Source organism: Staphylococcus petrasii (assembly GCF_002902565.1).
Classification (GTDB): domain Bacteria; phylum Bacillota; class Bacilli; order Staphylococcales; family Staphylococcaceae; genus Staphylococcus; species Staphylococcus petrasii.
In genome coordinates this window covers 1-20,539 of the sequence record NZ_PPRC01000041.1, presented here as the reverse complement: position 1 = coordinate 20,539, position 20,539 = coordinate 1, and the positions used below count along the sequence as shown (strand labels likewise).

Below are 20,539 nucleotides of genomic sequence, written 5' to 3'. Positions count from 1 at the left end.
ACTACTGAATACAGCTATTAATGAGTAGAGTTTAACTTTAAAATATAAGATTAAGCCACAACCTATTAATAGATATAATATAGAAATACTACCTAAAAAATAAAATAAAAAAGCAGAAGGGATTATAACCGCTGAAATGGCTAAATAATCCCTTTTAGTATATTTTACATCCAAAATAATTTTGGCTATTAAAAATAAGAGAAAACCTTGAAAAATAGCTAATGGCATATTCGACAATAATTCCATATTTCTCTCACACTTTCTAACAAATATTATCTTTTTAAGTTAGTTAATTCTTCAGGAACTTCAGGCTCATCAAAATATGTTGCACATGCAGTATGAGAAGCAAGGGTACCCACAGTTTCTAAAACAAATGCGAAAAATTTAATAAATAAATTTGTAATAAATGTCATAATTAATTATCCTCCTTGGGAAAAAAGAATGGTAATAAGGTAAGACTTTCAAGTGTCACACCTAATAATATTAATTGTTTATATGGCTCAGGGACTATAAATGAAATAATTATCAACACTATTGTAATAATAATTGCTAATACTTTTTTTCTTTTTCTTAAATGAGAGAGTATTGGTTGTTTCTTAGTTGCAGCTGGAGCGTAATATATAATTAGTAATAATGCAATAAATGCAACCGTATACATTATACCCAAATTTATAGAAAAATAGGCAATGAACCAAGGTAAACCAACAAATAAGATTAAATTTTGAACATGGCATAGCAATGACGATTTAGCATGAGCTCCATGTGCATAATGTCTGATTAAAAAATAACTAACATGTGTGATTAAAGTGTATAGAAATGTATGGAATATGATTGCAGCACCATATGTCACAATTGTCTTTGCTAAATTACTTACTACAACTTGTAAACCTAGTCGCACTTTTAAAAATTGTATATGATCAAGGTTATTTTTGCGTTGTAAGTATGAAGCAAAGCGCTCAATTTGTTTGTCAATTGCTTTCAATATTGTGCCACTCTCCTTAAATCGATTATACAATTTTGTGCAACCAGTCTGTAAAACATTGCTTAACTGTTCAAAATTAATACTTAACTGTTGTATTTAAAATACATATAATATTTTAACATATAAAAACATACAGTTTAGTATAAAAAATTGCAAGTTAAGAAGTTTTCGCAAAATTGCGTGGAGTATGTGTTTTAATATAGACATATCACATAGATGTGATAACAACTTAATAATCTTAGTCTTTAAATTTAATAGTTATTGTTTTATTGGCAGTAAAGGATGATGATTTTGTTTGTAGTTGCGAAATCATTTCATCTTGCCCCAAGTTGGAAGGAGTGTTTGTGTAGCTGTAGTTAAGCTTCATAATAGTTGATAATGGCAGAATCTACATTGTCAATTTAGTAAATTCTCTTAGTAGAAGTAATTTAACTTTGTTTTCTTCGTGTAGTTGATTTATTCATTAATAAGCCATCCCAACTTATTAATGAATACTAATTAAAAAGTGACTGAAGTATTAAACTCAGTCGAGGATGATTGACTTAGCTATTAACGTAATAGAAGGCAATTATTCTCAACGATAAAAGCTATCGTAACATCATTTGTATAAAATGATAATTTTTCATAATTAATAACATCCCCAAAAAGATTGAAAAATAACTGTAAAAAAACATTCCCTTAATAAAACGTAAGCCGTGAGTCTCTCCCAAGCTCACGGCTTTTTTATGTTGATAAAACTTATTTATAAAGTTCTAATCTTAAATTTTTAAATACTGGAATATTATTACGCTGTTGTTCTACTTCATCTATATCAATATCTACTACAATACTTTCTTCTTCTTGACCAAGTTCAGCCAGGATTTCTCCATTAGGGTTAATAACCATTGAGTGGCCCGCATAATCTGTGTTTCCATCATTACCTGTACCATTACATGCAATAATAAATATATCGTTTTCAATAGCGCGTGCTTGTAATAACGCTCTCCAATGGTTTAAACGTGGAGTAGGCCATTGTGCTACATAAAAGCCAATTTGTGCACCTTCACGTGCTGGGTATCGAAGAAGTTCAGGAAAGCGTAAATCATAGCAAATGATTTGCGTTGCGATAACGCCTGAAGAAAGGGCGAATGGTTCAGGAGCTGTTTTGCCACTTTCTAAGAATTCTGGTTCGTTTAACATAGGTACTAAATGAACCTTGTCATATTTATTAATTCTTTGGCCTTCTTTTGAAACAGTAAAAGCGGTGTTATATACTTTGCCATTACGTGTATTTGACACCGAGCCGGCTACTATATCTACGTTATATGTTTTAGCAAGTGTTTGAATAAAAGGAAAACTTCTAGCTAATTCTTTATCAGCCTTATGTGATAATTCATCTAAAGCATACCCATTATTCCACATTTCAGGTAAGACCACGACTTCAGTATCTTCATTTAATTCTTTTTCAAACCATTGTTTTATTTTTTGTTCATTTTTCTCAGCATTTCCGTATTCAACATAAAATTGAAATAATTGAATTTTCATTGTATCGCTCCTCATCCCTATAATTGTTTTAAATGTACTAAAATATGTAGGGAAAATCAAAAAAGGAGCAAGTTAGAATAACGATTATCTAACTTGCTCCAAATAGTATATTATTTTTTAACGATAAAACGATTGTCAGTTGGTTGGATTTCTTTATCAGCTGCTTCTTCACGAATGTCACCGAATGGCATTTGAGCAACTAATTTCCATGAAGCTGGGATATCAAATTCTTGTGCTGTAATTTGATCCACTAATGGATTGTAGTGTTGTAATGAAGCGCCGATGCCTTTTGAACTTAAAGCAGTCCAAATTGCAAATTGGTGCATTGCATTTGTTTGTACTGACCAGTTTGCAAAGTTGTCAGCGTAACTTGGCATTTTTTCTTGTAATGCTTTAACCACGTCTTCATCTTCGAAATAAAGAATTGTGCCGTAAGAATGTTTGAAACCTTCAATTCTTTGGTTTGTAGGTTCGAAGTCACGGTCAGGACCCATTACATCTCTTAATACAGTTTTTGTGTTATCCCAGAATTTTCTATGGTTATCGTTTAATAATAAAACAATACGAGTAGATTGAGAGTTAAATGCTGAAGGCATATATTTAATAATATGTTCAATTAACTCTTCTAATTCTTCGTCGCTGATAGAAATTGATGTTTCAGTTTTATAAATTGTACGTCTGTTTTCGATTTCTTTTAAAAATGGTTTTGTGTTTTCTTTATCAAATAAACCCATGTCTATGTCTCCTTTGTTTTAAATGATACAAGTTAAGTATAAATATTATACTTTGATAAGTAAAATAAATATAACAAAAAGTTTCAAAAGTATTAATATTTTTTATCATTCTTCTTATTTACATGCATAAGACAATTATATTCCTTATACTAGAAGTGTTAAAAGAAAGAAGGAGGTGACGATTGGTGAAAAAGAAATTAGCCCATGCAACTATACTTCTAACTTTAGGGACGTCATTGATAGGCCCACACGTTCATGCAGAGGAAACATCAAATGAAACAGTAGAAACCGAAAATACACAAGAAGATGTAAACACTTCACAATCAAATGAAGAATTAAAAAATGAAAATGATTCAAACAATGATAATCGTGGTGGTCATTCGGAACAGCCTTTTCAAGAAAAAGAAACTGATGAAAGTAAAAATAGTAATGAATTAAATAATCAAGAAAGTGAAGAGGTACCATCTACTGAGAAGTCGGATGAAGTGAATGAGGGAGAGGACTCGACATCTCAATCGGAACCGTCTGAGGAGACGCCGAAGTCTGAGGACGAAGATGATACTCAGCCACCATCAGAAGAGAATGGTGACAATGAGCAATCTAATGAAGATGGAACGTCGAATTCTAATGATAATTCAGAGTCTGATGGTAGTAATGATGTGAGTGATGAGGATAATCAGGACGACCAAAATGATGGTTCTCATGAAGGCGAGCCAGATACTGATGAAAATGGCAGCAACGAGACACCTAACGATGGTGACAATGATAGTGGAAGTTCTGAGGATGAACCTAGCAAGGATGAGAACGATAACGGAAATTCTGAGGATGATCCTGGCAAGGATGATAATGAGGGTAAAGATGATTCATCAAATTCTTCATCAGAAGATGGTCAACCAGATGACTCGGATAAGGATGATCAGAGTGAAAAGTCGTCAGATCAAGACGGAGATTCTCATACAACTCCGTCAGATCAGGATGATAATTCGCATAAAACACCGTCAAATCAAGATGGAGATTCACAAGGTTCGGACCAACATCAATCGAAACCTTCTGATAATAATGACAAAGGTCAATCAGGCAATAATGACAAAAATCAATCAGGTCAATCAAATTCATCAGATTCATCTCACCACATGAATAGCCAGCATCAAGGACAATATGACCAAGGTAGTAAACATGATTCAAATGGAGATAATAATCAGACGCATTCAGGAAATCCTAATCAAAATACGTCTCATCAAACTTCAAATGGCGACAGTTCACAGTCACAACATCATCAATCGTCTAATGGAAACGATAGTTATGACTATCAAGGCGGTTATAAGCATAAGGGAGAACAAAGTAATCAAAATGTCTCAGATGCGATGATTCATCAAATCTATCCTAATAAGAATAATGGGCGTACGTCTCAATCAGAGAATCATTATGCTTCATCTAATCAATCAAATACTAACACTAAACAACAGTGGCATTACGGTCAATCAACAATAAATGACCATAACTATAATGACCACCAATTTAATCATCATTATGTAAGTCGCGATGATAATAATGCTAGCGGAAATAATAGATGGACATCATTGTTACACAGATTCGATACACTCGCGACGGGTTCATATAAATATAATCCATTTATTATTAATCGTGTTAATCGTTTAGGTGAAAATGAGGACAACGTTACGGATCAAGATTTTTACAGACTTTTTCGAAAGCAAACATTTAATAATGAATATTTAAATTCTTTACAACGTAAATCAAATTACTTTAGATTTGAGTATTTTAACCCTCTTAATGCAAGAGAATATTATAAGAATTTGGATGAACAAGTCTTAGCGTTAATTACAGGTGAGATTGGTTCAATGCCTGATTTGAAAAAGCCTAGTGATAAACATTCAAAAGAAAGTGAAGATGAAGCGGATATTCATAGTCATAAAAAGATAATTGAATCTAATGATGATGAGAAGAGCGAAGCAAAAGGGAAATATAATTTTGATAAAGTAAATATTGTATTAATTAGTAGTATCATTATTATATTTTTAGGCATCATAGGGCGCTATTTATTTAAACTATTGAAAAATTAAATAATACAAAAGAACGCATCTAGACACTCGTCTTTATATTAAATAAAGATTTGAGTATTAGATGCGTTTTAAATTAGATTAAAATAAAAAATGTAAAATGAAATTTGTTTGATGTTGTATATCTTTAACTGCATCACTAAAGAAGAATTGCATCATTACGACAAAGCCATTTTGCATCATATGAATAATGATTGGTACAGCAATACGTTTTGTGAAGACATAAGCTAGTGAGAAAATCATGCCCATACCAAAGTAAATTAGTAAAAATTTAACGTCATTATGTGCAATTGCAAATAATAGTGAACTTATAATAGATGCTATAAGGAAGGCGACGATACGGTTCCCTTTAATTTTATTGTAAAGTTCGCCGAATATAACTTTTCGGAATACGTATTCTTCAAGGATAGGACCTACGATAGAAATAAGTACGATAAACACAGGAAGTTGTTTAGCAATCGCCATTATTCTTTCTGTGTTAGGGCTTTGTTGCGGCTTACCGAAGATCCACATATTAATGATGCCAGCGATAACTTGATAAATCATTACGATACAAAATCCTAATAAAGCCCATGGAATAATGTAGCGCTTATATTCCTTATGACCTCGTTCAATCACATTAGGATTTTTAATGATCGAATTTAACCATATAATTAGCACGGCTGCTATGATAAATAGAATGACTTGCGTATATACGCCTGCTCTAGCTAAAGCCATTCCAGATAGATGACTAAACATTGGCGTCTTTTCCAAGAAAAGTGGTAAGAACTGTGCCAATGCATAAATCAGTAGTGTTAAAAATGCCACCCAAAATCTTGCCATGTTAAACCTCCATCTAAATATCAGTAATTTCTATTTTATCGTAAATATAAGGGATGTACAAAAATAAGAAAAACCATATTGCTTGAAAAATTGACCAACTTTGATTATTATAAAAATTAGATTAGCACTCAAGTTATTTAAGTGCTAAAAAGAGACCTATTAAGGGAGGAACAATCATGCTTAAACCATTAGGAAGTCGTGTGATTATCGAAAGAAAAGAACAAGAACAAACAACTAAAAGTGGAATTGTGTTAACAGATAGCGCAAAAGAAAAGTCAAATGAAGGCGTAGTAATCGCTGTAGGCTCAGGCCGTGTCCTTGACAATGGTGAAAAGATTGCTCCAGAGGTTAAAGAAGGTGACACAGTTGTATTCCAAGAATACGCTGGTACAGAAGTTAAACGCGGAGACGAAACATACTTAATTTTAAATGAAGAAGATTTACTAGCAATCATTGAAAAATAAAAATAATTAATATTAACGATAAAAATTAAAATTTTACGGAGGTCAAATAATGGCTAAAGATCTTAAATTCTCAGAAGACGCACGTCAAGCAATGTTACGTGGTGTGGATAAATTAGCAAACGCAGTTAAAGTAACTATTGGTCCTAAAGGCCGTAACGTTGTATTAGATAAAGAATATGTAGCACCTTTAATTACAAACGATGGTGTTACAATCGCTAAAGAAATTGAATTAGAAGACCCTTATGAGAATATGGGTGCTAAATTAGTACAAGAAGTAGCGAATAAAACAAATGAAATCGCTGGTGACGGTACTACTACAGCAACTGTATTAGCGCAAGCAATGATTCAAGAAGGACTTAAAAACGTAACAAGTGGTGCTAACCCCGTAGGTTTACGTGAAGGTATCGATAAAGCAGTGAGAGTTGCTGTTGAAGCGTTACATGATATTTCTCAAAAAGTTGAAAACAAAAATGAAATCGCGCAAGTTGGTGCAATTTCAGCAGCTGATGAAGAAATCGGTAAATACATTTCTGAAGCAATGGATAAAGTAGGTAACGACGGTGTTATTACTATTGAAGAATCAAATGGTTTAGACACTGAATTAGAAGTAGTAGAAGGTATGCAATTTGATAGAGGTTACCAATCTCCATACATGGTAACTGATTCAGATAAAATGATTGCTGAATTAGAAAGACCATACATTTTAGTTACTGATAAAAAAATCTCATCATTCCAAGACATTTTACCTTTATTAGAACAAGTGGTTCAATCTAGCCGTCCAATCTTAATTGTTGCTGATGAAGTAGAAGGAGATGCGTTAACTAATATCGTATTAAACCGTATGCGTGGTACATTTACTGCAGTTGCAGTTAAAGCACCTGGATTCGGTGATCGTCGTAAAGCAATGTTAGAAGACTTAGCAATTTTAACTGGTGCGACAGTTATTACTGACGACTTAGGTTTAGAATTAAAAGATGCTTCTATCGATATGTTAGGTAGTGCAAATAAAGTTGAAGTGACTAAAGACAACACAACGGTTGTTGATGGTGACGGTGATGATAACAGCATCGATGCACGTGTTAGCCAAATTAAAGCACAAATTGAAGAAACAGATTCAGACTTTGACAGAGAGAAATTACAAGAACGCTTAGCTAAATTAGCTGGTGGCGTAGCTGTTATTAAAGTAGGTGCAGCTTCTGAAACTGAATTAAAAGAACGTAAATTACGTATTGAAGACGCATTAAACTCTACACGTGCTGCTGTAGAAGAAGGTATCGTAGCAGGCGGCGGTACTGCTTTAGTCAACATCTATAATAAAGTAGAAGAAATTGAAGCGGAAGGCGATGTTGCTACAGGTGTAAACATTGTGCTTAAAGCTTTATCAGCACCAGTACGTCAAATCGCTGAAAATGCTGGACTTGAAGGTTCAGTAATTGTGGAAAGACTTAAAAATGCGGATGCTGGTGTTGGTTTCAACGCTGCTACAAACGAATGGGTAAACATGCTTGAAGAAGGTATTGTAGACCCTACTAAAGTAACTCGCTCAGCATTACAACATGCTGCAAGTGTAGCTGCTATGTTCTTAACAACTGAAGCTGTTGTTGCGACAATCCCAGAACCTGAGAAAAATGATGCAGGTATGGGCGGCATGCCAGGTATGATGTAAAAACGCCAATAAACGTTGGTTTAAAGGCGTTTAGTCAATATGAATGACATAATAATGACATAAAAATCTTAAAATAATTCTTTTGAGACGTTTTCCATGAGTTGACTAAACTTGTGGGAAGCGTCTTTTTTATATGAGTTGGTAATTTTAGCGTAGATGTTCATTGTGGTATTTATATCTTTGTGGCGTAGTCTTTCTTGTATTTCCTTGATATGTACGCCAGCCTCTATAAGTAGGGCGCAATGTGTATGACGGAATGAGTGCGTGCTTATTTGTTTATTGGTTATGTCAGTCTTTTTAAGTATAGCTTTTATCCATAATTGCAGCTTTTTAATCACAAGAGGATAACCATTCACATCAGTAAACACAAAATTATTATCTACATATAATTCATTTTTCCAAGCGTCCTGGACATTTACCTTATAATCTTTGAGTAATTGAATCACATGAGGATCTACTGATATTTTACCGATTGAACTTTCAGTTTTCGGTGTAAGTATCTGATAATTCTTTTTATTATTATTCGGATTGTAATAAGTCTTAGTAATACTAATTGTGTCATTCTCAAAGTCTATATCAGACCATTTTAACGCTAACAACTCGCCTGCACGCATGCCAGTGTATGCCAATGTGGTAAATACTTCAAAGCTATTTTGTGGTGAATGGTGATACTTAGCAATCTCCAGGAATTGAAATAATTCATCTTTTTCAAGAAACTTTTTGTGTATCTCAATATCTTCTAATTCTTCCACGCTTACTTTCTTCTTAGGTCGTTTAATACCCTCACTAGGCATAGCTTTTATTAATCTCGTATCATACGCATACTTAAATATCATATTTGTAGAAGCCACAATACTATCAACATAATTCTTGCTATACTGTGCGCTCATATCGTCCACAAAGCGCTGATAATCATGTTTCTTGATGGTTTTGGTTTAGTATTAAAACGCTCTATGGCGTGCTGTATAGCTTTCTCACGTGCTCTGACACTACTTACTTTTACATCATTAGCATACTGTTTAAGCCAATCATCAGCTACTTGTTTGAAGGTGCTAGAAGAAGGGGCAATATAATCACCATTTCTTAATTGACGTTCAATCATTTCAGCTTGATGTTTAGCGTCTGATTTACGTTTGAAACCAGTCTTAGATATGTATTCGTATTTGCCAGTGTCTACGTTTTTACCAAGTGAAATGCGATAACGCCAGTTATTTTTAGCGATTTGGTCATAGCTTGCCATAATTTTCACCTTTATTTGAGTGTAATTTTTTTCAGTGTTTCATATTTGCTTTCTCTAAATAATCCTAAAGCAATATAATCGCCTTTTTTAAAACTAATGTTTTTGCTATCAATAGTTCTTACTTCTTCAAAGTCTAACAATAATGATGTAATAGAGCCTATGATTTTATTTATAAAATCAGTTCTAAATGAAATGGTTAAATCAGAAATAAAATTATAAAACTCTTCATCATTGTAATGTTCTGAACTTTCTAGGTTAATATCAATATAAGCTTTAAATTCATCTTTTCTAACGGGAATGTCATAAGAATTCCCTAGATAAATAAAAACATATAAGTAAAAGAGTTTTTCGTAATTTTGATTTTTAATTGTAATTGTATAATCAATAGGAATATTTCGATCTGACTTAATTTTATCCATTCTAAAACTAACTAGATATGGTGAATACTCAAAAAATTCACATGGAGTTACACCTAAAAAATTACATAATTTATCAACTGTATCATATTGAACACCTTTACCAGTATTTTCAGCGATTGCCATTAATGTGGTTTTTGAAATTCCAGTTTCCTCATATAAATCAGATATTTTTAAACCTCTTTCAGCCATTAATACCGATAATCTACTTTGAATCATATTTTTACCTCCAAATATTTATATAGATATATTACTATATAACGCTAAAAAAAGACAGAGTTCACTAAAATAGTTTTGAGTATTGACATTTATTTTTATAAAGCATACAATGACATTAATAACAGATTATAAAAAAATATCACAGACTTCTGTTATAAAGGAGTGAGTATGATGAAAAATGAATTTCGTGTATTGATAGCAATTAATAAATCATCAATCGCAAAAGTTCATGAGGGTACAGGTATAGCTAAAACAACTTTATATGGTTTGTATTATGAGAAAACTCAAAATCCTAGTTTATCCGTAATTTTGAAATTATGTAATTATTTAAAAGTTACACCAAATGAATTTTTAGGGATAGAATCTTTAAATAAAAAGGAGGCTTAACCAATGTTCAACATCAATATAGATGAACAAGAAGCACGTGCATTACTAGAGCAAGCCATTAATCAACGTGTAGATGAATTGGCTAGAGAAAAATTCTTCATGACCTACAAAGAATTAGCTGAATACCTAAATTTAAGTAAACCAACAATTGAGGAGTTACTTATTAATAACGGGCTTAAGTACTATATGGTAGGCAGCACATACCGATTTAAGAAATCTGATGTAGATGAATTTATGGAGAAAATCACATCACATATGGACATACACAACAATGATTTAAAACAGATTAATGTTAAGAAGTTACTTAGCACAATTTAGGAGGATAAAGATATGAAACAACAAGTAGTGATAACAAAAAGCGTCGTCGGTTGGTTTTGTGTGAAAGATGTTGAAGGGAATTTAATTTTAAATATAGCGCCTGATGTATTTAAGAAACATTTTCCTGAAGTTAGTCCTAACATAGCTATTGCATGTATGGAGTTAGATATTAATAGAATTGTCGAACTTAAAGATAAGAAAGTGAGTGTATAGGAAATGGAAATTAAACAAAAATATCAATTATCAAAAGTGGTTCAAGTATTAGAAAAAGTATTATATGAAAAAGATAAGGACATATTCTTATCAGCGAAAGATAGATTTCATTCCATAACGGATTACCGCTATGATGATACAGCATTTTATGAACACATTTTAAAACTAGTTCATAAAGAATTATTTAACATTCTTGCTGAATTAGATTTTGAAGATGAGGCATTTTCTATTCTTGATGAAGTAACAATGACATTAAGTGATGTTATGAATGAAGATAAAGAAATTTACTACTATTCCGTTATAGATAACACGGGTGAACATGAACATACAACAGATAGAGAAGGACATGTGATCGGCATTTTAGAATGGGCGTTGGATTATATTGTTGGAAATATTGAAGTGGAGTGAAACAATGGCTGCTAAATTAGATGTGAATAAACAAAATATCATGCGTGCTATCAACTGGATTATTAAAAATGAAGAAGAAATTATATTTGAAAGTCAAAGTCAGTTAAGTTTCTTCAGTCGTGAAGATTTGGAGAAAATAGACTACTGTAAGCGTACTTTAGAAAGTTTAATTGAAGCTAAAGAAATCTATAATAAACAAAAAATTAGTTAAGGAGTTAAGCAATAATGGATTGGGAATTAAGAAATTTATTTGATGATTTAGAAGTAGTACAAGAAAAAATTAATGATGTCGTAACATCTTTTGTATGGTTTGATGATGAGTATTTCACACATGAACCTAATCATATGTTAACTAAAAAAGAAATATATACGCATGGCTGGAAATATCACGAGCATCGTATCAAAAACACACAAGTTATTGATTTAATGCTTATGTATATGAGAGATTTTGATGACATTATGATGAAAATCCGTGAAATAGAAAAAGCGTCATCTGAGAACTTTGGCGAGGAATCAGATAACGCGTAATATACAAAATTTATAAAACACAAGAGCAATAAGAAAATACTCCATTTGTATTATAACATCTTTGCTCTTGTTTTAATACATGGAGGTATAAAATTGAGCGTAATTCAATTAGAAAATGATACTCAAGTGAGTGTGGTTTGGTATGGAAACGAAAAATCAACTTCATTCAAAAACTTCTCTCAACCTAAGTGGAGTGAATTAATTAGTCGTTTATCCATTCCACAAAATAATATAAATAAATATGCTAGAGGAACAGCAGTATACGGTGATCTTTCTGACGGTGTAGATGATAAAGGCCATGAATATCAAAAATACAGAAATGATGACAATGTACTTTATAGAGATGTACTTGTACTTGATTATGATGATGAAGATGATTTAAACATGCTACACAAGTCAATTAAAAGCGAATTAGAAGGCTTTGCATGGTTTTGGCATACAACATTCAGACACACAAATGAAAGTCCTAGAATACGCTTATATGTGCCACTGAGTGAACGTATAAGTGCAAATGAATATCGTGCATATGTAAGAACATTAGCACAAAAAATAGCGTGCAAAATTGATGAGGGCAGTTATCAACCATCTAGGGCTATGGCTTTACCAGTCAGAAAAAGTAAAGAAAGTCCTTTTGAATATCAATTTAGCGACGCTGCAATTTTAGATAAATCAGTACTTAAAGAGTGGGCTAAATTATTTGATATATCTAGTAAAGAAAATTCTACTCGAAACTTCAAAAGACGCGATCCAAGTCATTGGCAAGAAAAAGCATTTGGCGTTAGTGAAGGTGGGCGTAATTCGTCACTAGCAAGCATTTTAGGACACTTATTCAATCGTAGAGTAAATGAACATATAATTTATGCCTTTGCTCAGATGTGGGGGCAATCATGCACACCACCAATGAATGAACGTGAAATTAATGCTACTTTTTATTCTATTATGAAAAAACACTATAACAACTAGAGAGGAGTTTTCTATGAACTTTACTAATGATGAAATTATGAACGAAATTAAAGAGAATATGAATAAAAAGACATATACTCCCAATATTATTCCAGATGGTTACAAAGTGAAACCTAATAGTTATGGTGCAGCACTTTATCAAGTTATTCCAAGTAGAAAAGATGGTGAACCAGATAAAGAAAGATTTATCACTACTACTATTCCAGAAATCAATACTAGATATGAAAATATTGAAAATGGTGAAGTGAGTTATAACATGCACTTTTTTGATAATAGAACACCAGTAAATTTAAATGTTACTGCCGAAGAAATCACAGATAATAGACAACTTCTCAAATTAGCAAATAGGAAACTAGATGTAACTTCAAATACTTCATCAAAATTAGTTGATTATATTAATCAATCTAAGAGATATAGTCCACCTATCAATATAAAAGTAGCAACTCGATTAGGACATGTAAAAGATTATTTCATTTATCCATATAAGGACGAAATGGAACACAAAAATATAAAGTTTTTCAATAATGATAAAGGTTTTCAAAAGTTAGTCAATTCATTTAAATCTAAAGGAACAATTGAAGATTATTCAAAAAAAGTATTTGTAAAAATTAAAGATTTGCCTATGGTAATGGTGATGTTATACGCCTCACTAGGTTCAGTATTACTATATGAATTTGATATTATGCCATTTATTGTTGAACTTGCTGGAAGTACTTCAACAGGTAAAACATTTACATTGAACTTAGTGGCTAGTGTGTGGGGAACTACTGACCTTACAACTACATGGAGTTCTACTAGAAATAGTATTGAGGCTATGGCTGCATTTTTGAACTCTTTTCCAATGTTTAAAGATGATACACGTAATATATCACCTAATTTTATAGCTAATGCAGTCTACAACTATTCAAGTGGTGAAAGTAAAAGCCGAAGTAATAAGAATTTAACTATTGATGAAAAGAAAGAATGGAAAAATATCATGCTTTCTACTGGTGAGGCCTCAATTACGAATATGGCAGAAGATAAAGCAGGAGTATCTGCTCGTGTCGTTACTTTAGAAGAACAACCTTATCCAGATAATTATGATTTCATCTCGTTAGATCATGAATTTAGAGAGAATTATGGCACTCTAGGAATTGAATTTATTAAACAATATCAATCAAAAAAAGATGAATACAAAGAAAGTTTTGAAAGCTATTTAAGATATTTTAATGAGAAAGGTATCAATGAAGTAATGCAACGTATTGGGAAGTGTTTTGCCTTATTACAGCTTACTGGTGAAATTCTTAATGATATTGATGGCTTTGAACATGATTACTATAAGATTATTAACCAAGCATATGAAAATATGTTGAATAATAATAAAACAATAGATAAACCTAAACAAATGCTTGAGGGACTATTGGAATATTTAGACGCTAATCGAAACAATATCATTGGTGAGGGATATAGTCCAGTTAATAATGGCGAGATTATAGCAGTTTATAAATCTGATTATTTATGTATTAAAAATGAAACTGTTAAAGCTAAGTTAGGATATGAAACTCAAACTATTACATCTCAATGGGAGAAAAAAGGCTATTTAATCACAGATAAGAATAGACTTCAAAAACAAGTTAGACATAATTCTGAAAGACATTTAGGATATGCAATTAAAAAAAGTATTGTAGAAGAATTAGGCTTTGACTTTTCAGTTTCACATAGTCCTTATACATGTGAAATTTAGTACACATATGTACACATTCTTTTTAAAAGAGTGTGTACTCTATAAAAGTTATGATATCAACGTTTTAAGATAAGTAGTACACATTGTACACAAAGTACACAGTAATAATATATTTTAATAAAAACTTTAATTGCTTAAAAATTATTACATTTATTCAATATACAAATATTTTTGAAAATAGTGTGTACTCTGTGTACTAATCTTTTAAACCAACTTGTATCAACGTTTTAACTGGTACACATTTAAAAAATATGTAGTGTACAGCTCTGTGTATCGTACACAATTATTAAATACGGAGGTTAAGTATGCCAACAATTACAGAAATAGGACACCAACAATTTAAGATGTTTATAAATAATAATAAATTTCAGCAGCATGTGAAGAAAGAACAAGAAAACATGGCTAAAGGTTTGATTATAAGTCTTTTAACTAATTCTACTAAAACTCATAAAATCTTTATTCAAGAAGTTATTTTATTAAATAAAAAATATTATCTCTATTGTTTTGGTAGGGATATATCATTGATAACTAAAGATTTCAAAGCACTAATAAAGTTTAATATTAGAAAGCCTAATCCGTTACTTAGTCAATATTTTAATAGTGATTGGATCATTGAAATAGATAATTTAAATTCACTTAAAAAAGGACATGGCAAAATCCTATTAAAAGATGTATTGGCAATTTCTACAAAACTTAATCTTGAGGCTTGCTTATGGACTGAGAGCGATAATAATACAAAATATTTTGAAAGATATAAATTTGAAAGTATCGGTAAAGTTGGAAAAGCTAACGAAAACTTGATGATTAAAAGAAAGGAACGTGTATAGTATGAACGTTGAAATTATAGCAAATGAATTTGAAACTAGAGCAGCAACATTATTAAGATATTTCACCGGACTATGTGAAAGTAGTTATAAAGTACCTTTTGCATTTAAGATATATAACGATCCATTTAATGTTGTATATCTGATGAGCAAAGGGAAGATGTACGCTCATGTATTGATAAAAGATTGTGAAGTGAGAAAATCTTTTGAGATTGCCTCAGAGAAGCATACTGAGAAACTTATAGAGAGCATTGAGGGGCATTATGCAGGTTATGAAAAACCAGATGGTACAAATGACACTATAAGCGATATGATGGCTAGTTTCATGTTTGATAATGAGTATTTCATGTACGGCCTAGAAACCTTTGCAGAAAGTAATAATAGTGACATGTTCGACTACATGAGTAAAGATTTCAATATAGATGAACTTGAGGGCGTTCAAACTAGTAATGCAGATGTTATAGGTAATATGGAGGCATTGTATCAGTTAGCTACCGGAATTAATGAACCAGCACCAGAATTAGTTGAGGGCTTGAAAATCATTACTGAGTTTATTCAGAATGAACAGGCTAATGAAGTTGATAGTAAAGTATTGATTAAGCGACTGAATGAATTGAAACAGTCTTATTATGATGGAGTGAAAGCGAAAAATTATAGGTCATGCACTTTAATAGGGGCATGGCTTTTTTATGTAAATCGTAATTGTTAAGATTTGTTAATGATTTTAGATTGAGTTAAGGCAAAAAACGAACATAAGTTCTATAATAGAAAGTGTGTGAAATTGTATGAAAAGTAGTATAAACGCTTTATTTATAGTGTTAAATGGAATGTTAAGAAGTTATATAAACGTTGCTAAAATAAGAACATTTGTTTGTTATTTAGGTGTAAATTTAGTATAATAGTGTTATAGAAGTAATTATACTTTTATGTAGATTGGTTAGTTTCTTGCTCGCTGAAATCACGAATGCAAAATAGTTAAAAATTGTAAATTGATTGATTTGTTTCATTTAATACCTCCTCATTTACTTAGGTCTGCTCAATTAAGAATGAAATGAGGATAAAACAATGACAATAACAATTGAAAAAGAATTAACGAACGATTATATCAGAGTATTAAACGTATTACGCAACACTAAGCACGAGATTATTACTAAGCAAAATATATTTAATCAATTGAATATGGAATTTAACCGAAACAACGATAGATGGTTAAGAAATACGATTAATAGTTTAGTAGTTGATTATGGTTATCCAATCGGATATAGCTATAAAAAAGATGCAAGAGGTTATTTCATGGTTAAATCTGAGGAACAGAAAGAATTAGCCTTAAGAAGTATCAAGCGTCATATCGAAGGTAGTTTAAAGCGATATGAGGCGTTAAAGAAAACTGAGATTTAAGGTTATCTAGTACGTGGTGCTGCTGAGATTGCACAAGAGTAATAATTTTAAAAAATATAACTGAAACGAGGTATATCATTGAAAACAGCTAAATACTTTGATGAATACAATGAATATGTGACAGGTCAAAGAGAGAATATCAATAAACTTGAAAAAGAACGTCAAGAACTCACGCAACGAATTAAGGAAGATAAAGTTAAATATAAAGAACTAATTGCTAACTCACAAGATGATGAGGCTGATGAACTCTATACTACATTTGATAGCAATGAGAAGAAACTGAAAGCCTTAGAGAAACGCTTATCGACTAAAAAAGAAGTATTTGACGAGGCTAGACGTAAAAAGGCAATTGAACTTATTAAACATCAAGCAGATTTACCTCATTTGTACAAAAAAGACAAAGAACGTATATTAGCAAAATTCAAGCCAATTATTGAAGAATTTAACACAGTATTAACTGAAATTAATGATTTAAATGCTAAATACGAAGAAGAGTATAACCGTTACACTATTCCATATCATAGAGAAAACTTTGATGAAGATGATGAAGTAAAAAGGGAATTGCGAAATCACTTTAGAGATATTCTATACAGTCCATACATTACAGGTATAGAATTACCATTTACAGATCAATACAATCATAAACTTAAATTTAGAGGTGATAAATAATGACTAGAAAACACAATTTAGATAAGGTATCCAATCACATCATGTTAGAAACTGATTTGTCAGATAAAGATCGTGATAAATTATTAGATGTCGTTGAGGCTCAAATTAACCAAAATAATAATGAACAACGTAGAAAAGAATTATCACAAAAATCAAAAAGAGATGTAAGTTTTATGCAGATGGCTAGAGAAAATCGCATTATCAAAGGTTAATATCATACACGCCTATCCTTAGCGATAGGCTCATTTTATCTGTGAGGTGCATATATGATCCTTAAAAGAATTAGTCACACATTATCCTATCATGAAACTAAAATATCTGAGTATGCTTTACTAACAGAGTATAATCCTAAGTTTATAAACACTAAGATTAAAGCTATTACTACGCAAATAGAGATGATGTATCACTTAAATATGTCACATATGACTACAAATGATGTTTATGGCGTTGTATCTATTTCTTATCCTTTAGAAAAGTTAGTGATTAGTATAATTGATGAAAAAGCTAAACTGAATGGATATATTAAACGATCCAGTAGAAAGTTAGCGATATTAAAACACATAGTTAAGGGGTATGCACCATTAGAACAAAAGGAAGTTATGTTCTATTTGCGTTCTAATGGAAACAGTGCTGATGGTAATTTAATTGAACGGTTAAGACGTGATATCTATCAAGCTACACATTCGTATAAAACAGAGGTTTAGGTATGAAATATAGTAAAGAGACTATAAAGCAATTCATTAAAGATTATCAAAATAATACAACAATTGATATCAGTGAAAGTGAGTTGGATATAGATAACTTCTTTGAAATTAATGATGATGTCGAAGCGGTAGATGTAAATGATAATATCGACAATCAAATCTTTTTTAATGAGCTTGAACGTATTGTCGATAGAATAGGAACACGAAAAGGATATTTTGTATTTTATTTATTATGTCAGGGTAAGTCGTTAAACGAAGTAGGTAATATATTTAATCTTTCAGGTGAGAGAATAAGACAATTATATAATGGGTTGCTTGATAAGATAGCTGATGAGGTTGATTAATAGATTAACCGCTTCATAATTTTATAGATTGAATACGCTTAAATTGTTGGGAAATGTTGGGATCAAATCCTATATTGCAAATGTATGTAGTAGTTCAAAATGTAGGAAAATATAGGACAAAATTCAATGTATTAATAAAATTGTTGGAAAATGTGAGTGTTAAAAATATATATACCACTTCAAAATAACGACGTAAACGCTGATTATAAAAAGCTATTGCTCATAAAAGTGCTAGAGCTTATTTAAGTTATTAGTCGTTAATGTCTAACAGCATAAAAGAATGCGATCTTTTTTGAGCGTTTAGTTAATGCTAAATAATGCAAAATTTTAGAGGGTTTTAAAAGAGCTTAAATACAGATTTAGTATAGCTTTAAAGTTATTTTAGCTATTTAACATTTAGCGTTTGTTAAAACTACTGCAAATTACTACATATTCGGTAGTACAATACTAAAAATACTAAGAATTGCTATACAGCCCCTCCTATTAGGTTGGAAACTTACGATAACTTACTTTGAATGATGAAAATTGTTGATAATTTAACGATAAAGGGGGGGCATTTCTCAGTTCCCTTTAATTTAAAAAGTTAAGCTTTGTTAAGGTTAGTGGAATAAGTAAGGGGGGTTATCCCCTCAATAATAAGTCGATATAAATTTAACTAGTTACTCAAAACGACTTTTTCGACTCCCAAAAAAGGGACTTTTTGGACACCATAAAAAGAAGTAAATGTTTTGCAAAATGTGTTCAGAGTCTTTTTAAGCACATTTAAGTAGATAGTTATAAAACATCTACATTATACGATTTAGTAGCTACTACAACGCTCTATGTAGCATTTGATAGGTTGTAAAAAACTTGAAAAAACCTACTATAAAATCCCGTTATGATAGGTTTTATGTCTATGTATTACATTTCAATAAAAACTTAATTAGAGAGGTAATCATTATTGAGGTTAAGAAAAGAGACTATAAACTATCTAGAAAGTGAATTAAGAAATTATAAGTATATAGATAGGGATATTGAACGTCTGAATAATAAAATAATTTATCCATTTCAATTTAAAGAAAAAGCGACTTTGAAAAATAAACAATTAAAGCAATTAAATAAGATGAAAGAAGCAATAGAAAACGTTTATAAGACATGCAGCTTTGATAACAGACAATTTATGGAAAAGTATTACTTCAATAACCCAGAGAAGCTAAATGTTTCTGGAGTAGCGTTTAAGACTAACATAAGTAAATCAACAGCATATAACTTAAGAAATAATATTCTTATTAGCTTATCTGATGAATTAGGTATATTACATTAAGAACTTGAAAAAACTTGAAATTTAGAGGTGTATTACTTTGCTAACGATTGAAAGGCACGATATTAAGAAACTAGAGGGCTATTTAGAAAACATAGAGCAGTATCGTAAAGAAATGAAGTTTACTCACTTTGAATTACTAAATAATACTATTGATGAAGCAACTAGCATAGGTATGAAGAACAAATATAAGAGATTGTGTAATATTGTTAATGGTGTAGATCAACTAATAGATGAAGCGGACAATATAACTAAAGAGATTATTCGTCTAAGATACTGGGAGTGCCCGATAGGTTGTTATGAGTGGCAAGATATAGCTAATCATTTCTATATAAGTAAAACAAGTGTATTAAGAAAACGAGACTGCATAATCAGACGATTAGCTATGCTTATAGGCTATGTATAGCGTTTATATAGGTATTTTGTGTATTTAGTATTAAATAAGATTTTAATTTGTTAGTATCTAAAGTAAAGGTTTGCTTTTCTGATTTTTAAATTTAGCTCATATTTGCGTTTTAAGAGCTGTTAAATAGTTTTAGGTATAAATATATATAAAATACCCCTAAATGCTCTAAAAAGTATCTTAAAATTGCAAATAAGGGTATTTTAAAATTC

At 31.1% G+C, this 20,539-nt stretch carries 25 protein-coding genes and 3 pseudogenes; 20 read left to right on the top strand and 8 right to left on the bottom strand.

The window, feature by feature from the left end:
- The 5 genes and pseudogenes from CD127_RS07295 to CD127_RS07275 form a co-directional block, all read right to left on the bottom strand.
- Positions 1–246: pseudogene (locus tag CD127_RS07295) on the bottom strand (quorum-sensing sensor histidine kinase AgrC); the annotation flags it as partial.
- A 26-nt stretch (positions 247–272) separates the two neighbouring features.
- The gene (agrD, locus tag CD127_RS07290) at positions 273–413 is read right to left on the bottom strand and encodes a cyclic lactone autoinducer peptide AgrD (protein ID WP_103297944.1); all 141 of its coding nucleotides are present in this window, start codon (positions 411–413) and stop codon (positions 273–275) included.
- Between the two features lie 2 nt (positions 414–415).
- Positions 416–982: an accessory gene regulator AgrB gene (locus CD127_RS07285; protein WP_103366266.1), complete on the bottom strand. Its 567-nt coding sequence runs from the start codon at positions 980–982 to the stop codon at positions 416–418.
- Between the two features lie 738 nt (positions 983–1,720).
- Positions 1,721–2,506: a carbon-nitrogen family hydrolase gene (locus CD127_RS07280; RefSeq protein ID WP_103366265.1), complete on the bottom strand. Its 786-nt coding sequence runs from the start codon at positions 2,504–2,506 to the stop codon at positions 1,721–1,723.
- A 110-nt stretch (positions 2,507–2,616) separates the two neighbouring features.
- Positions 2,617–3,240, bottom strand: a complete 624-nt coding sequence (locus tag CD127_RS07275) for a nitroreductase family protein (RefSeq protein ID WP_103366264.1) — start codon at positions 3,238–3,240, stop codon at positions 2,617–2,619.
- A gap of 185 nt (positions 3,241–3,425) precedes the next feature.
- Between CD127_RS07275 and CD127_RS07270 the strand changes: the two genes are divergently transcribed.
- Complete coding sequence (locus tag CD127_RS07270) at positions 3,426–5,321, top strand: SdrH family protein (RefSeq protein WP_115345424.1); 1,896 nt, start codon at positions 3,426–3,428, stop codon at positions 5,319–5,321.
- A gap of 78 nt (positions 5,322–5,399) precedes the next feature.
- Here the strand turns inward: CD127_RS07270 and mroQ are convergent, their stop codons facing one another.
- Positions 5,400–6,140 carry an intramembrane glutamic endopeptidase MroQ gene (gene mroQ / locus CD127_RS07265; protein ID WP_103366262.1) on the bottom strand — a complete coding sequence of 247 codons (741 nt, stop codon included), beginning with the start codon at positions 6,138–6,140 and terminating at the stop codon, positions 5,400–5,402.
- A gap of 176 nt (positions 6,141–6,316) precedes the next feature.
- Between mroQ and groES the strand changes: the two genes are divergently transcribed.
- Both groES and groL read left to right on the top strand, forming a co-directional pair.
- Positions 6,317–6,604, top strand: a complete 288-nt coding sequence (gene groES, locus CD127_RS07260; protein WP_103297950.1) for a co-chaperone GroES — start codon at positions 6,317–6,319, stop codon at positions 6,602–6,604.
- 49 nt (positions 6,605–6,653) lie between these two features.
- Entirely contained in the window at positions 6,654–8,270 is a 1,617-nt protein-coding gene (groL, locus tag CD127_RS07255) for a chaperonin GroEL (protein ID WP_103366261.1), read from the top strand.
- A gap of 68 nt (positions 8,271–8,338) precedes the next feature.
- Here groL and CD127_RS07250 read toward each other — a convergent pair.
- Positions 8,339–9,510 (bottom strand): annotated as a pseudogene (locus tag CD127_RS07250) (tyrosine-type recombinase/integrase).
- A gap of 11 nt (positions 9,511–9,521) precedes the next feature.
- On the bottom strand, positions 9,522–10,145 hold the full coding sequence (locus tag CD127_RS07245; RefSeq protein WP_023373224.1) for a helix-turn-helix domain-containing protein: 624 nt from the start codon (positions 10,143–10,145) through the stop codon (positions 9,522–9,524).
- Positions 10,146–10,316: 171 nt separating this feature from the next.
- Between CD127_RS07245 and CD127_RS07240 the strand changes: the two genes are divergently transcribed.
- The 17 genes and pseudogenes from CD127_RS07240 (at position 10,317) to CD127_RS07160 (ending at position 20,330) form a co-directional block, all read left to right on the top strand.
- On the top strand, positions 10,317–10,532 hold the full coding sequence (locus tag CD127_RS07240) for a helix-turn-helix domain-containing protein (protein ID WP_023373222.1): 216 nt from the start codon (positions 10,317–10,319) through the stop codon (positions 10,530–10,532).
- A 3-nt stretch (positions 10,533–10,535) separates the two neighbouring features.
- Positions 10,536–10,850, top strand: coding sequence for an excisionase family DNA-binding protein (locus tag CD127_RS07235; protein ID WP_002476298.1), 315 nt, complete (start codon positions 10,536–10,538; stop codon positions 10,848–10,850).
- A 12-nt stretch (positions 10,851–10,862) separates the two neighbouring features.
- A complete protein-coding gene (locus CD127_RS07230; RefSeq protein WP_002476297.1) occupies positions 10,863–11,063 on the top strand; it encodes a hypothetical protein in 201 nt (66 codons plus the stop codon).
- Positions 11,064–11,066: 3 nt separating this feature from the next.
- Positions 11,067–11,471: a hypothetical protein gene (locus tag CD127_RS07225; protein WP_002476280.1), complete on the top strand. Its 405-nt coding sequence runs from the start codon at positions 11,067–11,069 to the stop codon at positions 11,469–11,471.
- Between the two features lie 4 nt (positions 11,472–11,475).
- The gene (locus CD127_RS07220; RefSeq protein ID WP_053036593.1) at positions 11,476–11,682 is read left to right on the top strand and encodes a hypothetical protein; all 207 of its coding nucleotides are present in this window, start codon (positions 11,476–11,478) and stop codon (positions 11,680–11,682) included.
- Positions 11,683–11,696: 14 nt separating this feature from the next.
- Positions 11,697–11,999 carry a type II toxin-antitoxin system toxin TscT gene (tscT, locus tag CD127_RS07215; RefSeq protein WP_032603588.1) on the top strand — a complete coding sequence of 101 codons (303 nt, stop codon included), beginning with the start codon at positions 11,697–11,699 and terminating at the stop codon, positions 11,997–11,999.
- Positions 12,000–12,092: 93 nt separating this feature from the next.
- Positions 12,093–12,962 carry a primase alpha helix C-terminal domain-containing protein gene (locus tag CD127_RS07210; protein WP_103366260.1) on the top strand — a complete coding sequence of 290 codons (870 nt, stop codon included), beginning with the start codon at positions 12,093–12,095 and terminating at the stop codon, positions 12,960–12,962.
- Between the two features lie 13 nt (positions 12,963–12,975).
- Positions 12,976–14,685, top strand: a complete 1,710-nt coding sequence (locus CD127_RS07205; protein ID WP_053035106.1) for a DUF927 domain-containing protein — start codon at positions 12,976–12,978, stop codon at positions 14,683–14,685.
- A gap of 305 nt (positions 14,686–14,990) precedes the next feature.
- Positions 14,991–15,512, top strand: coding sequence for a hypothetical protein (locus CD127_RS07200; protein ID WP_103366259.1), 522 nt, complete (start codon positions 14,991–14,993; stop codon positions 15,510–15,512).
- A 1-nt stretch (position 15,513) separates the two neighbouring features.
- Positions 15,514–16,155: pseudogene (locus CD127_RS07195) on the top strand (pathogenicity island protein); the annotation flags it as partial.
- 419 nt (positions 16,156–16,574) lie between these two features.
- Positions 16,575–16,907: a pathogenicity island protein gene (locus CD127_RS07190; protein WP_103366258.1), complete on the top strand. Its 333-nt coding sequence runs from the start codon at positions 16,575–16,577 to the stop codon at positions 16,905–16,907.
- Positions 16,908–16,985: 78 nt separating this feature from the next.
- On the top strand, positions 16,986–17,576 hold the full coding sequence (locus CD127_RS07185; protein ID WP_103366257.1) for a BAR domain-containing protein: 591 nt from the start codon (positions 16,986–16,988) through the stop codon (positions 17,574–17,576).
- On the top strand, positions 17,576–17,788 hold the full coding sequence (locus tag CD127_RS07180) for a hypothetical protein (RefSeq protein ID WP_002448371.1): 213 nt from the start codon (positions 17,576–17,578) through the stop codon (positions 17,786–17,788). Before CD127_RS07185 ends, CD127_RS07180 begins: the two co-directional genes overlap by 1 nt.
- A gap of 54 nt (positions 17,789–17,842) precedes the next feature.
- Entirely contained in the window at positions 17,843–18,280 is a 438-nt protein-coding gene (locus CD127_RS07175) for a pathogenicity island protein (protein WP_103366256.1), read from the top strand.
- A 2-nt stretch (positions 18,281–18,282) separates the two neighbouring features.
- Positions 18,283–18,624 carry an RNA polymerase subunit sigma-70 gene (locus CD127_RS07170; protein WP_103366255.1) on the top strand — a complete coding sequence of 114 codons (342 nt, stop codon included), beginning with the start codon at positions 18,283–18,285 and terminating at the stop codon, positions 18,622–18,624.
- A gap of 940 nt (positions 18,625–19,564) precedes the next feature.
- Entirely contained in the window at positions 19,565–19,927 is a 363-nt protein-coding gene (locus CD127_RS07165) for a transcriptional regulator (protein ID WP_103366254.1), read from the top strand.
- A 37-nt stretch (positions 19,928–19,964) separates the two neighbouring features.
- Complete coding sequence (locus tag CD127_RS07160) at positions 19,965–20,330, top strand: transcriptional regulator (protein WP_103366253.1); 366 nt, start codon at positions 19,965–19,967, stop codon at positions 20,328–20,330.
- Positions 20,331–20,539 lie beyond the last annotated feature (209 nt).

Coding starts and splice junctions, on each gene's coding strand:
- CD127_RS07280 (WP_103366265.1), bottom strand. CDS start 2,506: ATGAAAATTCAATTATTTCAATTTTATGTTGAATACGGAAATGCTGAG.
- CD127_RS07230 (WP_002476297.1), top strand. CDS start 10,863: ATGAAACAACAAGTAGTGATAACAAAAAGCGTCGTCGGTTGGTTTTGT.
- CD127_RS07275 (WP_103366264.1), bottom strand. CDS start 3,240: ATGGGTTTATTTGATAAAGAAAACACAAAACCATTTTTAAAAGAAATC.
- CD127_RS07170 (WP_103366255.1), top strand. CDS start 18,283: ATGAAATATAGTAAAGAGACTATAAAGCAATTCATTAAAGATTATCAA.
- CD127_RS07235 (WP_002476298.1), top strand. CDS start 10,536: ATGTTCAACATCAATATAGATGAACAAGAAGCACGTGCATTACTAGAG.
- CD127_RS07190 (WP_103366258.1), top strand. CDS start 16,575: ATGACAATAACAATTGAAAAAGAATTAACGAACGATTATATCAGAGTA.
- groES (WP_103297950.1), top strand. CDS start 6,317: ATGCTTAAACCATTAGGAAGTCGTGTGATTATCGAAAGAAAAGAACAA.
- CD127_RS07200 (WP_103366259.1), top strand. CDS start 14,991: ATGCCAACAATTACAGAAATAGGACACCAACAATTTAAGATGTTTATA.
- groL (WP_103366261.1), top strand. CDS start 6,654: ATGGCTAAAGATCTTAAATTCTCAGAAGACGCACGTCAAGCAATGTTA.
- CD127_RS07175 (WP_103366256.1), top strand. CDS start 17,843: ATGATCCTTAAAAGAATTAGTCACACATTATCCTATCATGAAACTAAA.
- CD127_RS07180 (WP_002448371.1), top strand. CDS start 17,576: ATGACTAGAAAACACAATTTAGATAAGGTATCCAATCACATCATGTTA.
- CD127_RS07225 (WP_002476280.1), top strand. CDS start 11,067: ATGGAAATTAAACAAAAATATCAATTATCAAAAGTGGTTCAAGTATTA.
- CD127_RS07205 (WP_053035106.1), top strand. CDS start 12,976: ATGAACTTTACTAATGATGAAATTATGAACGAAATTAAAGAGAATATG.
- mroQ (WP_103366262.1), bottom strand. CDS start 6,140: ATGGCAAGATTTTGGGTGGCATTTTTAACACTACTGATTTATGCATTG.
- CD127_RS07240 (WP_023373222.1), top strand. CDS start 10,317: ATGAAAAATGAATTTCGTGTATTGATAGCAATTAATAAATCATCAATC.
- CD127_RS07245 (WP_023373224.1), bottom strand. CDS start 10,145: ATGATTCAAAGTAGATTATCGGTATTAATGGCTGAAAGAGGTTTAAAA.
- tscT (WP_032603588.1), top strand. CDS start 11,697: ATGGATTGGGAATTAAGAAATTTATTTGATGATTTAGAAGTAGTACAA.
- CD127_RS07220 (WP_053036593.1), top strand. CDS start 11,476: ATGGCTGCTAAATTAGATGTGAATAAACAAAATATCATGCGTGCTATC.
- agrD (WP_103297944.1), bottom strand. CDS start 413: ATGACATTTATTACAAATTTATTTATTAAATTTTTCGCATTTGTTTTA.